Source organism: Mesorhizobium sp. Root102 (assembly GCF_001425625.1).
Classification (GTDB): Bacteria; Pseudomonadota; Alphaproteobacteria; order Rhizobiales; family Rhizobiaceae; genus Mesorhizobium.
Genome location: NZ_LMCP01000034.1, coordinates 201,829 through 215,178, shown reverse-complemented (window position 1 = coordinate 215,178; position 13,350 = coordinate 201,829). Strand labels below are relative to the sequence as shown.

Genomic DNA, 13,350 nt, shown 5'->3' with positions numbered 1-13,350 from the left:
ATTCGGGATAATCAGCCGCCTATTGACATCACTATTCGGAAACTGCGAACAAAGGCCATGGATCGGCTGGACACGATGAGGCTCTTTGTTCGCGTTCTGGAGCGGCGCAGCTTCACCGCTGCCGCGGCCGATCTCGGCCTGCCGCGTTCAACCGCGACGGAAGCGATCCGGCGGCTGGAAGAGCATCTCGGCGCGCGGCTTCTGGAACGAACGACGCGGCAGGTGAACGCGACGCAGGACGGCGAAGCCTACTATCGGCGCTGCCTGTCGATCCTGGCCGAGATCGAGGATGCCGAGGCCGCCTTCCGCAACGCGGAGCCTTTCGGCCTGCTGCGCATCGACGCCAGCACGCTGCTCACACGCACCTTCCTGTTGCCGCGCCTGCCACAGTTCCTTGCCCGCTTTCCCCGCATCGACCTGCAGATCGGCCAGAGCGACCGGCTGGTCGATCTCGTGCGCGAGGGCGTCGACTGCGTCATCCGCGTCGGCGAGCCGCCCGACAGCGGCATGATCATGCGCCGCCTGGCCGTCATCCGCGAGATCACCTGCGCCAGCCCCTCCTATCTCGAAAGGCACGGCACACCCGCCTCCCCCGATGCGCTCGATGGCCACCAGGCGGTCGGCTTCGTCTCGTCGCGCACCGGCGAGATCCTTCCGTTCGAATTCACCGTCGGCGGCAAGACCCGCGAGGTCAGGCTGCCGGGCCGCGTCGCCGCCAACAATTCCGACACCGCCGCCGATCTGGCACGGCTCGGGCTCGGCCTCATCCAGGCGCCGCGCTATCGCTTCGAAAAGGATCTGGCCGATGGGACACTCGTGGAGGTGCTGGCCGACTGCCTGCCATCGCCGACGCCGCTGTCGGCGCTCTACCCGCAAAACAGACAGCTCTCGCCACGCCTTCGCGTCTTCCTCGACTGGGCGTCGCGCATCTTCGCCGAGGCGAATCTTTAGCGCAGGTCCATTGCGCCTGATCCAGCCTGCAAACCGAAATGCCAGCATAGGCAGATACTGAAACTTCCCGCCAGCCTGGAAGGGTAAATTTAAGCGTTTGCTACTAGATTCGACCGGTGGGCTGTTGTTCAAGAGAGGTATTTGGGTCGAATTGGTTACGACGGAACTCAGTCTCGGCCGCTTGAGACAGGCGGTTTTTTCGTCCGCCAACTTGCCGGCGGCGATTGCTTTTGTCGTGCTTTTGGCCTGCGCCGTCTTTGCCGACCAGCAGAACAGTAGGGTCTCGGATCAACTGGCGCGCGCCGATGTGCTGGCCAAGGTCAACATCATCCGCGCCAAGCTCGAAGGCAACATAGGCGGAAATCTCCAGCTTGTTCAGGGCCTCGTCTCGACCATCGTCACGGAGCCCTATATGGGCCAGCAGAGATTTGCCTCACTCGCGGGCAATCTGTTGAAGCAGAAATCGCAATTGCGCAACATCGCCGGCGCGCCCGACCTCGTCATCTCGCTGATGTACCCGATGCAAGGCAACGAGAAGGCGATCGGGCTCGACTATCGCAAGAACGAGGCCCAACGCAAGGCAGCGCTTCGGGCGCGCGACCTGCACGTGCTGGTGTTTGCCGGGCCGGTCAATCTGACTCAAGGCGGTCGCGGCTTCATCGGGCGCATTCCGGTCTTCGTGCCGACGGCGCGCGGCGGCAACCGCTTCTGGGGCATCGTCTCGGCGGTGGTCGATGTCGACAGGCTCTACGCGGCGAGCGGGCTGACCAACCCCGATCTCGACATCGATGTCGCGCTCACCGGCGCGGATGCGCTGGGCGGCGGCGGCGAACGCTTCTTCGGCGGCGACAATGTCGTGGCCGGCAACCCCGTGTCCGCCGATGTGCAGCTGCCTTCAGGCTCCTGGCGGATTTCGGCCATACCCAAGGGCGGCTGGCCAGCCGCTCCGAAGAATGAGTGGCTGCTGAGGGCGCTCATGACGCTCGCCGGCGCGCTGGTGGTGCTGCCGATCCTCGTTGCCGGGCGGCTGTTCGGTGAAAGGCAGAAACACTATGCCGAGCTCAGACGCCTGTCCGGCCGCCTGGAGCTGGCGCTGGAAGCCTCGGGCATCGGCGTATGGGAACACGACCTCGCCACCAACAAAATGCTGTGGGATGACCGCGTCAACGAAATCTACGGCAAGCCAGCCGACGGCAAGCCGCGCGGTTATGATGACTGGGCGAAGACGATCCATCCCGACGACATCGGTCGGGCGCTGCGGGACTTCGATCTGGCCACCGCGAAAAAAGGCCTCTACTCCTCACAATACCGGCTCCTGCGCCCCGACGGCACGGTCCGCCATGTGCGCACGCGCGCCAGCTTCTTCCAGGATATCGACGGCACGCCAAAGCTGATCGGCGCCGAATGGGACGTGACCAGCGACGTGCTGCTCAACGAGACCCTTGTGCGCGAGCGCCAATTGACGGAATCGAAGAATGCCGAGCTGAAGCTTGCCAAGGCGCATATTGAGTATGCGGCGCTGCACGATTCTCTGACCGGCCTGCCAAACCGCCGCTATCTTGACGAGCTGCTGGCCGAAAACAGCGAACCGGACCGCCATACGGCGCTGCTGCATCTCGACCTCGACCGCTTCAAGCAAATCAACGACACGCTCGGCCACGCCGCCGGCGATGCCATGCTGATGCATGCCTCGAATGTCATCAAGGCCAATGCGGACGCAGCCGATTTCGTTGCGCGCATCGGCGGCGACGAGTTCGTCGTGGTGAGCCATGGGCGTGACGACGAACAGCTCGCGGCGCTGGCCGACCGCATCATCGAGGCGATGCGCCAGCCTGTCGACTATCGCGGCCATCCGTGCCGGTTCGGAGTGAGCATCGGCATTGCCGCCAACAGCGGCGTCGATGCCAGGCAACTGCTCGTCAACGCCGATCTCGCGCTTTACCGGGCGAAAAGCCGCGGCCGCAACCGCTACGAGTTCTTCAACGAAGAGCTGCAGAGCGAGATCGTTCGGACCAAGCAGACCGCCGACGAGATCCTGGGCGGGTTGGAGCGGCACGAATTCACCGCCTACTACCAGCCGCAGTTCGATGCCAGGACGCTCGAGATCGTCGGCGTCGAGGCGTTGTCGCGCTGGAAGCATCCGCGACGCGGCATCCTGGCCCCCGACGCCTATCTGAAGGTGGCCGAAGAACTCAATGTCGTGGCGCTGATCGACCGCATCGTCCTCGAACACGCGCTGGAGAATCTCGAGCGCTGGTCGCGCAGCCACCTCAACATCCCGCGCGTGTCGGTCAACGTCTCGGCCAGGCGCCTGGAGGACAAGGACTTGATCGAGGGCCTGCGCAAGCTCGACATCAAGCCGGGAACCGTGTCGTTCGAACTGGTGGAGTCCATCTTCCTCGACGAGAACGACGATCTGGTCACCTGGAACATCGAGCACATCAAGGATCTCGGCATCGACATCGAGATCGACGATTTCGGCACCGGCCATGCCTCGATCGTCTCGCTGCTGAAGCTGCGGCCGCGCCGCCTCAAGATCGACCGCCAACTGATCACGCCCATCACCGGCTCGGTGGCGCAGCGGCAACTGGTTGCGTCGATCATCGAGATCGGCAAATCGCTCGGTATCGAAGTGGTTGCCGAAGGCGTTGAGACGATGGAGCATGCGCGCATCCTGAAAGAGCTCGGCTGCGATATCCTGCAAGGCTATTTTTTTGGTCGCCCGATGGAGGCCAAGGCCTTCAAGGCTTTCGCCCAGTCGCGCAAATGGCTGGCCGCGGGGTGATGGCCCCTACCCGATGTCGTTGCCGATGACGCTGCCCTGACTAGGACGAAGCAGCAAAGGCAGCGTCGCGATGGCTCCGTGAACCGAGAATGGACGAATCTGGCGACGGAATCGTCCCTCTTCGCGATCCCCGTGCTAAAGGAACCCTTCAAGCCTGATTTCCGTTGTGGGATCCATCGTTTCACGAGGCCCTTGATGAGCGAAATGGTATATGGCGGACAAGCAGCGCGGTTCCTTTTGGAATATCCTGAGCGGCATCGTCGCGGCAATTGTCCCTAACGGCAGGTTCGGGTGTCCCTAACGGCAGGTTCGGGCGAGGCATGAGCACAGCTACCCCGTCATTGGTTGCCGAATGGCCACTACCGCCATCGGCGACGCTTGGCTCCGCCTTGCGCTTGAAAGGGATCGAGCGTGAAGTTCGAGCCCGCCTGCCATGGGCGGTGAGGAAGTTTGCCAAGGCTGAGACGGGCCGCTTCGTTTTGCGCATGGTGCAAACCGATGCGGATGCGTTCCAGGCCGCGTCGGCAACCATCTCTCGGACACTGGACGGGATTGAAGCGCTGGCCGTGCTTCCGCGAGAGGCAGAGGACATTCTCGCGATCTCCTCCCGCGAGCGTCACAAGTGGCTCAAGGATGGCCGCCTGAAAAGCGTCGGCACGCGCACCGTGAAGATGCGCGGGCGCTCCAAGGCCGTAACCTTCCATGTCTTCGATCCACGGCACATCGAGGACATTCTCGATCGTGACCTGGCGACAGGCTGGAGAGAAGAGGATGCGCGGGAAGTCACTGAGAACAGACGGCGCGGGGCCGGCAAGGCCGCTCTGACGCGAGCAGGAAAGCGGGAAGGCAAGGTTCGCATTACCCGCAATTCGCGCAAGGATGACGCTCCACGGCCAAAGCTGGAAGGCTGGGACACATTCGAGGCGGAAGGCCTGCTGCGCTAGCACCGAGGATGCACTCAGCCAGTCCAAACCGCGAATCCAATCGCCAAAAAATGAGATAGGTGTCGGGAATGTTGCCGGTCGTTCGTCCTTTGGATGCAAACGCAAGAACTGGACACCAGACAACCCCGGAGCCTTCCAATGATCCCCACCATCACAGCCTTTGAACGGTCGCCCGACGGCGGCAAGGGACTGGCGCGTGACACGCGCGTTCGCTGGGCGCTGGAAGAAGTGGGCCAATCCTACGAGGTTCGTCTTGTTTCGTTCAGGGCGATGAAGGAACCCGCACATCTGGCACTTCATCCTTTCGGGCAGATTCCGACCTACGAAGAAGGCGATCTCGGCTTGTTCGAGACGGGGGCGATCGTGTTCCATATCGCGGGGCACCATACCGGCCTGTTGCCAGACGATGCGAATGCCCGGGCGCGTGCGATCACATGGATGTTCGCCGCGCTCAGCACGGTGGAGCCGTCGATCCTTGAGCTCGCAACCGCCAGGATCCATGAGGCCGACAAGTCCTGGTCCGCGCAACGCATGCCTCTCGTTCAGGATCGCGTCCGTAACCGGCTGGGCCAACTTTCCCGTCGCCTTGGCGATGCCGACTGGCTCGATGGGGCCTTCAGCGCCGGCGACCTGATGATGGTGTCGGTGCTGCTCAGGCTGAGAGCGTCGGGTATTCTGGACGACTATCCGAACCTCTCCGCCTATGTCGCTCGCGGCGAAGCGCGGCCCGCCTACAAGCGTGCCTTTGACGCGCAATTGGCGGTTAACGCCGGCAGCCAACCGGCCGGCTGATGCGGGCCTTTCTCAGAGCCCTTCGCCGGCGCCTCCGCTTGATCGCGAAGGAGGCAGTCGCAACTATGGATATTTCTGATTTTCGCTCGCAGGGTTCAAGTCGCCCTGCAGTTCCTTCGGCAGCGGAAGGCTCGAGCATTGCAGGTGCACCTCGCGCGCGACCAATTTTCGTTGCTTCTGCTCGTGCTCCTTGACGGCCGCCAGGATCCCCAACCCGTACGGGCCAAGCGCGACGAATGCCCAACCCGGGTGCTGCTTTTCGCGAGCGTCGTAGTCCGAAGCCGCCGCCCGGGCTTGCTGGCATTGCGGCGACGCCCATTTCTGGTCCTGCTGCGAAAGCGACGCTCCATAGTCGACCGGAGAGGTCGCGCATCCGGCAACTGTCGCGGCCAATGCGACGGACATGGCAATTCTCATCCCGAAGCCTTTCCTAAGCATGGTGGAGAGTACACAGAACTCTTCTTCCCACAAGCAGATCGCTCCTAGGCCTGGACACCGACCGTATGAACGTCGTGGGTCGATAGCCGCCGTGTCCCTAGCTCCTCAACCCCGGCGCTTCCTGCCCGGTGCGCTCGACATATTCCGTATAGCCGCCGCCATAGGTGTGGATGCCTTCGGGCGTCAACTCCAGCACGCGGTTGGAAAGGGCTGCCAGAAAATGCCGATCGTGCGAGACGAACAGCATGGTGCCTTCATACTGCGAGAGTGCGGTGATCAGCATCTCCTTGGTGGCGATGTCGAGATGGTTGGTCGGCTCGTCCAGCACCAGCAGATTGGGCGGGTCGAACAGCATCAGCGCCATCACCAGCCGCGCCTTCTCGCCGCCTGACAGCACGCGGCACTTCTTCTCGATCTCTTCGCCGGAAAAGCCGAAGCAGCCGGCAAGTGCCCTGAGCGGCGCCTGGCCAGCCTGGGGGAATGCATCTTCCAGCGTCTGGAACACGGTGCGCTCGCCTTCCAGCACTTCCATGGCGTGCTGGGCGAAGTAGCCCATCTTCACGCTGGGCCCGCGCGCGACCGTGCCGGTGTCGGGATCGGAAGCGCCGGCGACCAGCTTCAAGAGCGTCGACTTGCCGGCGCCATTGACGCCCATGATGCACCAGCGCTCGCGGCGGCGGACCTGGAAGTCGAGCCCCTCATAGATGGAGCGGCTGCCGTAACCCTTGTGGACGTTCTTCAGCGTGACGACATCCTCGCCGCAGCGCGGCGCCGGTTGGAAGTCGAAGGAAACGGTCTGTCGGCGCTTGGGCGGCTCGACGCGGTCGATCTTGTCCAGCTTCTTCACCCGGCTCTGCACCTGGGCGGCATGCGAGGCGCGCGCCTTGAAGCGCTCGATGAAGGCGATCTCCTTGGCCAGCATCGCCTGCTGGCGCTCGAACTGCGCCTGCTGCTGCTTGTCGGCGATAGCCCGCTGCTGCTGGTAGAATTCGTAGTTTCCCGAATAGGCGGTCAGCGAACCGCCATCGATCTCGACCACCTTGTTGACGATGCGGTTCATGAACTCGCGGTCATGCGAGGTCATCAAGAGCGCGCCGTCATAATCCTTCAGGAAGGATTCTAGCCAGATCAGGCTTTCCAGGTCGAGATGGTTGCTCGGCTCGTCGAGCAGCATGGCGTCGGGGCGCATCAAAAGGATGCGCGCCAGCGCCACGCGCATCTTCCAGCCGCCGGAGAGCTTGCCGACATCGCCGTCCATCATCTCCTGGCTGAAACCCAGGCCATCGAGCACTTCCCGCGCACGGCCATCGAGCGCGTAGCCGTCGAGCTCCTCGAAGCGGTGCTGCGCCTCGCCATATTTTTCGATGATCTCATCCATCTGGTCGGCCTGATCGGGATCGGCCATGGCCGCCTCGAGTGCTGCCATTTCAGCCGCGACTTCGGAGACCGGACCGGCGCCGTTCATCACTTCGGCGACAGCGCTGTGGCCTTCCATGTCGCCGACATCCTGGCTGAAATAGCCGATGGTGACGCCACGATCGACCTGCACCTGACCCTCGTCGGGCTGCTCCTGGCCTGTGATCATGCGAAACAGCGTCGTCTTGCCGGCGCCGTTCGGCCCGACAAGGCCGACCTTCTCGCCCTTCTGCAGGGCCGCCGACGCTTCGATGAAGACAAGCTGACGGCCGTTCTGCTTGCTGATGCTTTCAAGTCTGATCATGCGGTTTCCGGGGCTGAGCCTGCGATGAAAGGATTTGCCCGGCGCCTTACGCGAAGGATGGCTGCAAAGGAAGAGGCGCAAGCGCCGCATACAGCCGATCTCCCCCTCGTGGGGAGATGCCGGTAGGCCAGAGGGGGGCGCTGTCCCGCTGGCGTCTCAATCCATCGATCTAGGCCGAAGCATTTGCAACTGTCGCGATACCAACGAACTTGGTGATCCTTGGCGCCCCCCTCTGCCCTGCCGGGCATCTCCCCCACAACGTGGGAGATTGGCAGCTTCACCGCCAGACACACTCCAGAAACAAGATTCAACACTCCGGAAAAACTGGCGAAAACATCGCCTGTCATAACCATCCCCGCGGTGGCCGAAGCGCTGCGGCACAACGCAAAGAGATGGTCCGCAAACATGCAACGACGTTCGACCGGATGGATGGCTGCCCTGACAGGCATTTCGCTCGCCATGCTTGCGGTCGCGCAATCGGGTGCGGAAGCGGCGGTTACCCGAAGCGAATATTGCAGCCGGCTCGGTCTTCAACTCGACGGGGTCATTCAAGCGAAAGCCGAACCCGGAGCCGATGCCAGGGAGATCGCCGAGGCAACCGCGCTCCAGGACAAGGCAAACCGGCTTTGTGCCGAGCGCAAGCAGGCACAAGGTATCAGGACCTTCGCCAACGCCCTGAAGCTTCTTGGAGTGACACCGGTCGATCTGAACCAGTGAACAACAGCCGTCAACCGTCTGGCTCTGACTCTCTCTTGATATCCTCCCGGGAAAAGGCCGCCACTCGAAAGCGAGGGCGGTTTTTTTCTTGGCCACGCAGTTCCAGGACCTGCGTAAAACAAACGCTTACAGCGGTTCGACGATTCAAAACTTGCGGCCGGCTTCGGTCTTCGCACTGACGCAGGAATCGGGTGGCGGGTGGCGGGGCCGCATGCGAAACGCTAGCCCCTCGCCGCAGAAGGAGAAGCCATGCTCACGCTCCACGACTATTTGCCATCGCAAAATGGCTGGAAAGTCCGGGTCCTCCTGGGGCTGCTCGACATCTCCCATGACAGTCGTCTCGTCTCGATTTTCGAGGGCGAGAGCCGCACCGACGCCTTCCTTGCTCTCAACCCGGCCGGTGCGGTTCCCGTGCTTCAGCTCGAAGACGGCAGCGCCATCGCCGAATCCAATGCGATCCTCACCTACCTTGCTGAAGGAACGCCCTTTCTGCCGGCGGACCGCTATCGGTGCGCCAAAATCATGCAGTGGCTGTTCTTCGAACAATACAATGTCGAGCCGGTCATCGGCTCGCTGCGCTTCTGGACCTTGACCGGACGGCTCGAGCGCAACCAGGGCATGGTTGCGGGCAAACGCGAAGCTGGAGTCCGCACCCTCGCCGCACTCAACCGCAGCCTTGGCGACACCCCGTTTCTCGTTGGAAACGACATCACGATCGCGGACATCGCCGTCTATGCCTACAGCCATCGCGCCGAGGATTGTGGCTTCTCACTGACGGATTGCCCGGCACTCATGGCGTGGATCCACCGCGTGCGCGATGCCATCGGTCCCGGCTATCCCGTGCACCCCTACAGCATCGATCCGCACTCGGGCGCCTGAGGGGCTTACTTCCTGCCCTGCGGATGGATCGTCTCGCCGCGCTTCAGCATCGCCACAAAAGTCTCGATCTTCTTCTTGCGCCCTGCCTCGGTCTTCATGTTGTGGGTGCGGAAGGCGAGCGCGAAGCGGTTCTGCGCGCTGAGCTTTGCCAGCATCGCCTTCGCTGCCGGCTCGGCGTCGATGGCCGCTTGCAAATCATCGGGGATTTTCATCTCCTTGCCGCTGCCATAGGCGCGCGCCCAGCGTCCGTCGGCCTTGGCCGCCTCGACCTGTTTCAGCCCATGTTCGGTCATGCGGCCCTCCTCGACCAGCCGCGAGACATTGTCGATGTTGATCAGGCTCCAGATACTCTTCCTGCCGCGCGGCGTGTAGCGCTGCAGGAAACTCTTCTCGTCCAGCCCCTTGCGCACCGCATCGATCCAGCCGAAGCACAACACCACGTCGATGGCTTCCTTGGGCGTGATCGACTTCAGTCCCGACCCCACCTTGTGCACCTTGATCCACACTTCGCTTTCCGTGGCGTGGTGCTTGCCGAGCCAGGCGTGGAAGCTGGCGGCATCCGGGAACTCGCGGACCTTCTCGGGATCGACTTTGACCGGCGCCATCAGTTGGCCTGCCTGTTCGGTGTCGCTCGCGCCATCATGTCCTCTGTTTTCACTGTCATCCTGCCTCCGGCATCATGCCCATCGTCATCGACCAGAATGGCACGAGTCGCTGTCAGTTTCCGGCAGCAAACTTGTCGGGCGCGTACGGCGTTCCTTCGCGCTCCCCTCTGTCCCTCGACCCGAACATTTTTCTCCCGGCCCCGCTGTAGAAAATCTCGGAATAGGAGCACAATTACCTCAAGCCCGTTGAAATCGTGCACGGGCAGATCCTCGGCGAATGGAACAACTACGACCGCCCGGGCAACGAGAACTCCGACACCGAGCCGGAACTGACGATGCTGCCCAACCGCTCGATCAAACTCTACCAGCCGGCGATGCGGATCGGCAGCGAACGGACCGACATGACGCTGACCATCGCCTGGCGCAACGATGCCTTCATCGCCGCCGGCTTTGCCTATGACCATTATGACTATATGGAGGAGAATGCCGAAAGCGCCTGCGAGTACAATGCGCTGACCGGCAAAGGCACCAGCAGCGAAAAGCAGCCGGACGGCAGCACGAAGCACAAGACCGTCTCGGTCGAAGGCCAGACCATCGCCTTCAAGGACTGGAACCCGGGCACCACCTTCACCGCTTGCGGCGAGTGACCAGCGCCTCTTCGACCGACTTCAGCTTGGTGGCGGCGCTGCCGGCGTCAGCCCGTGGCGGCGCATGATGTCCATCATCTTGGCCTTGTCCGGCGGACCGCCGGCGGCGTGGAACATGGCGAATATCTCGCGGAAATAGTCCGGGCCGATCGCCGCCGGTGTGACGACGCACAGCGCCTTCGCATCCATGCTGCCATTGTTGTCGAAGCGATGGACTGCGCCACGCGGAATGCACAGCGCCTCTCCTGGTCCGACCTCGATCGGCTTGCCGTCGACGGTCCAGGTCAGCACCCCGTCAATGCCGTAGATCGTCTCTTCGTAGTGATCATGGCTGTGCGCCGGCGCCAGCAGGCGCAGTCCGCTGGCAACCTTCAACTCAAAGGCGGCGATGCTGCCGTTCGAACTGTCGCCCGTCACAAGGAAACGAATCGACAGCCCTTTGTCGCCGATGGTCTCGTCGGCTGGATTGACCCGAAGATTCGGGACTGACATTGCGCAAACCTCTCCGGTAAATTACATTTACTAGCTATCAGTAAACTCAATTTACCGGATCGTCAATGGCCACCTCGATGGAAATTCTGCAGACCAAGACCGAGAACCTGCTGATCGGCGCCCTGCTGCGCGTGCCGGCACAAGCGATCCAGCGGCGGCTGATCAAGGAGCTCAACGCCGCCGGTTTCGACGAATTGCGCCTGCCGCATATGGCGGTGTTGCAGTTTCCCGGACCGGACGGCGCGCGGCCCGGCACCATCGCCGAGCGTGCCGGCATGAGCAAACAGGCCATCAACCAGTTGCTCAGCAGTCTCGAAGGTTACGGCTATCTCGTCCGCTCCGACATTCCCGGCGACGGCAGTGCGCGCGTGGTGCGGTCCACAGAACGCGGCCATGCCGCCTTCTGGAAAATGGTCGATATCCTGCGCGACATCGAGGAGGAGTGGCGCATCGAACTTGGGCCGGAGCGCTTTGCCCAGCTGAAAGCTTTGCTGTTTGTCGTCTGGGAAAGTCCGCTGGTGCGCTGAGCCAGAGACGGCGCTCGCCCGCCCTGCTCCATCGGCCCTTCCGATGGCACTATCAGTTTCTTCCGTTTCCTTCTGCCGCGCAGAACTGCCAATCCATGCCCTTGTCCATCCAAGCAAAGGCAGAGCGGATATGAGCATCTCGAACCAGAAAATCCTGATCGTCGGCGGCGGTTCCGGCATGGGTCTGGCGCTGACCAGGCGCTGCGTCGAGGCCGGCGCCAAGGTGATCATCGCCGGGCGCGGCGAGGACCGGCTGCAACTGGCGCGCGCGGCGCTGGGCAATTCCGTCTGCCTGGAGGTGGCGGCCGTCGACGTCACCCGGGAGGATGAGGTCGCCGCACTTTTCGCGCGGATTGGCGGGCTCGACCACATCGTCAGCACCGCCGCCGACATCGAAGGCGCCTACCGGCTGTTGCCGGAGCTTGACCTGAAGGCGGCCCAAAAGGTGGTTGAGAGCAAGCTGTATGGGCCGCTGCTGCTCGCCAAGCACGGCGCACCGCGGCTGGCAGGGACCGGTTCGATGACCTTCGTTTCCGGCATTGCCGCCTACCGGCCGGCGGCGCGCGGCTCCGTCGTTGCATCAGTCAATGCCGCGCTCGAAGGGCTGGTGCGGGCGCTTGCCGTGGAACTCGCCCCGATCCGCGTCAATGCCGTGTCACCCGGCTGGGTCGACACCACGATCTGGGCCCAGGTTGCCGGCGATCGCAAGGACGAGACGCTGGCCGCGATGGCCGGGCGGCTGCCGGTCGGGCGGATCGGCCAACCCGACGACATCGCCGATGCCATCGCCTTCCTGATCGGCAATGGCTTTACCACGGGAACGACGCTGCATGTCGAGGGCGGGCACCGGCTGGTCTAGGTCGCCGTTGCCTCCGTCAGGAGTTGTTTGCAAACAAGGCCTTGGAGCGGTTCGCCGATTCAGGTCCTGAACCAGCCCTGGCGAGCGGCGGGACCGGCACCAGCGTGTCGCGCGCGGCAGTGAGCAATTGCTTGAGCGCCGGCGGCTGGACGCGTCGGCGTCGCCAGATCATCGCGAGCGGCGCCGTCCGCAGCCTGCCGGGCCACGGCATTTCGACGATGTCGCCACGCGCGATCGCGTCCGTGACGGCAAGGCGTGGAACGAGGCCGAGCCCCGCGCCGGCCGCCACCAGCCGCGCAATGGCGCCGATGCTGCCGACTTCGGCGGCAAGTTTCGGCGCAACGACGCCCACCTCGGCAAAGGCGGTGTCGAACATATGCCGGTAGATGCATCCGGGCTCCGTTGCCACGAAGCGCATTGTGGCAAGGGTGGCCAGGCCATGCTCTGCGCTGCCCTGCCCCGGAGCTTCGACCAGCACCAGCAGTTCGGCCGCTATCATGCGCCTGGCGAAGCGTTCATCGGCGGCGTTCTTGCCCACATCGCGGCGCTCGAAGCAGAACGCGACATCGATCTCACCATCCTCCAGCTGGCGCAGCAGCGCGCCGCTGCCCGCCACCTTCATCCGCACGGTGATGTCCGGATGGCCGGCCTGGAACCCAGGCAGCCAAGGCGCCAGCCGGGCGGACGCGATCGTCTCCAGCGCGCCGATGGTCACCTGCCCGCTTGTCGAACCTGCCGCCGCCTGCACGGCCGCGCGCGCCTCGCCATCGAGCCGCAACAGGTCTTCGGCTATCGGCTTCAGCGCCAGCCCTGCCGGCGTCAGCTCGAGGCCGGACTTCGTGCGCGTGAACAGGGTCGCGCCAAGCTCGGCTTCGAGGGCCTGGATCTGGTCGCTGACGCTCGATTGCGCGAGATGAACCGCCTCGGCGGCACGCGTGATGTTGCGGCTCCGCGTCACCGCCAGGAAGGTCTTGAGCAGTCTGGGATGCATCGC

14 protein-coding genes are annotated in these 13,350 nt (G+C 63.3%); 9 read left to right on the top strand and 5 right to left on the bottom strand.

Annotated features, from left to right (window positions below):
* The first annotated feature begins 57 nt into the window (after positions 1 to 57).
* From ASD12_RS23215 to ASD12_RS23200, 4 genes are all read left to right on the top strand, one after another.
* A complete protein-coding gene (locus ASD12_RS23215) occupies positions 58 to 951 on the top strand; it encodes a LysR family transcriptional regulator (protein WP_056591646.1) in 894 nt (297 codons plus the stop codon).
* A 181-nt stretch (positions 952 to 1,132) separates the two neighbouring features.
* Positions 1,133 to 3,736 (top strand): EAL domain-containing protein, encoded by a 2,604-nt coding sequence (locus ASD12_RS23210; protein ID WP_200953720.1) that lies wholly within the window; start codon positions 1,133 to 1,135, stop codon positions 3,734 to 3,736.
* A gap of 395 nt (positions 3,737 to 4,131) precedes the next feature.
* On the top strand, positions 4,132 to 4,680 hold the full coding sequence (locus ASD12_RS23205; protein WP_348271732.1) for a hypothetical protein: 549 nt from the start codon (positions 4,132 to 4,134) through the stop codon (positions 4,678 to 4,680).
* 138 nt (positions 4,681 to 4,818) lie between these two features.
* Entirely contained in the window at positions 4,819 to 5,472 is a 654-nt protein-coding gene (locus tag ASD12_RS23200) for a glutathione S-transferase family protein (RefSeq protein WP_056591639.1), read from the top strand.
* A 63-nt stretch (positions 5,473 to 5,535) separates the two neighbouring features.
* Here ASD12_RS23200 and ASD12_RS23195 read toward each other — a convergent pair whose 3' ends face one another.
* A complete protein-coding gene (locus ASD12_RS23195; protein WP_056592190.1) occupies positions 5,536 to 5,889 on the bottom strand; it encodes a hypothetical protein in 354 nt (117 codons plus the stop codon).
* A gap of 118 nt (positions 5,890 to 6,007) precedes the next feature.
* Positions 6,008 to 7,630, bottom strand: a complete 1,623-nt coding sequence (locus tag ASD12_RS23190; protein ID WP_056591635.1) for an ABC-F family ATP-binding cassette domain-containing protein — start codon at positions 7,628 to 7,630, stop codon at positions 6,008 to 6,010.
* A gap of 405 nt (positions 7,631 to 8,035) precedes the next feature.
* Between ASD12_RS23190 and ASD12_RS23185 the strand changes: the two genes are divergently transcribed.
* Both ASD12_RS23185 and ASD12_RS23180 read left to right on the top strand, forming a co-directional pair.
* Positions 8,036 to 8,347: a hypothetical protein gene (locus tag ASD12_RS23185; protein WP_056592187.1), complete on the top strand. Its 312-nt coding sequence runs from the start codon at positions 8,036 to 8,038 to the stop codon at positions 8,345 to 8,347.
* Positions 8,348 to 8,596: 249 nt separating this feature from the next.
* Entirely contained in the window at positions 8,597 to 9,226 is a 630-nt protein-coding gene (locus tag ASD12_RS23180) for a glutathione S-transferase family protein (protein ID WP_056591632.1), read from the top strand.
* Positions 9,227 to 9,231: 5 nt separating this feature from the next.
* Here the strand turns inward: ASD12_RS23180 and ASD12_RS23175 are convergent, their stop codons facing one another.
* Positions 9,232 to 9,831 carry a YdeI/OmpD-associated family protein gene (locus ASD12_RS23175; RefSeq protein WP_056591629.1) on the bottom strand — a complete coding sequence of 200 codons (600 nt, stop codon included), beginning with the start codon at positions 9,829 to 9,831 and terminating at the stop codon, positions 9,232 to 9,234.
* 254 nt (positions 9,832 to 10,085) lie between these two features.
* Here ASD12_RS23175 and ASD12_RS23165 point away from each other — a divergent pair, with 254 nt between their 5' ends.
* Complete coding sequence (locus ASD12_RS23165; RefSeq protein WP_244482949.1) at positions 10,086 to 10,478, top strand: hypothetical protein; 393 nt, start codon at positions 10,086 to 10,088, stop codon at positions 10,476 to 10,478.
* A 21-nt stretch (positions 10,479 to 10,499) separates the two neighbouring features.
* On the opposite strand, the gene ASD12_RS23160 is transcribed toward ASD12_RS23165, so the two are convergent.
* The gene (locus tag ASD12_RS23160; RefSeq protein WP_056591625.1) at positions 10,500 to 10,970 is read right to left on the bottom strand and encodes a cupin domain-containing protein; all 471 of its coding nucleotides are present in this window, start codon (positions 10,968 to 10,970) and stop codon (positions 10,500 to 10,502) included.
* A 65-nt stretch (positions 10,971 to 11,035) separates the two neighbouring features.
* On the opposite strand from ASD12_RS23160, the gene ASD12_RS23155 reads away from it, so the two are divergent.
* Both ASD12_RS23155 and ASD12_RS23150 read left to right on the top strand, forming a co-directional pair.
* Positions 11,036 to 11,497 (top strand): MarR family winged helix-turn-helix transcriptional regulator, encoded by a 462-nt coding sequence (locus ASD12_RS23155; RefSeq protein WP_056591622.1) that lies wholly within the window; start codon positions 11,036 to 11,038, stop codon positions 11,495 to 11,497.
* A gap of 130 nt (positions 11,498 to 11,627) precedes the next feature.
* Entirely contained in the window at positions 11,628 to 12,356 is a 729-nt protein-coding gene (locus ASD12_RS23150; RefSeq protein WP_056591619.1) for an SDR family oxidoreductase, read from the top strand.
* A gap of 16 nt (positions 12,357 to 12,372) precedes the next feature.
* On the opposite strand, the gene ASD12_RS23145 is transcribed toward ASD12_RS23150, so the two are convergent.
* On the bottom strand, positions 12,373 to 13,347 hold the full coding sequence (locus ASD12_RS23145; RefSeq protein ID WP_056591616.1) for a LysR family transcriptional regulator: 975 nt from the start codon (positions 13,345 to 13,347) through the stop codon (positions 12,373 to 12,375).
* Positions 13,348 to 13,350: the final 3 nt, after the last annotated feature.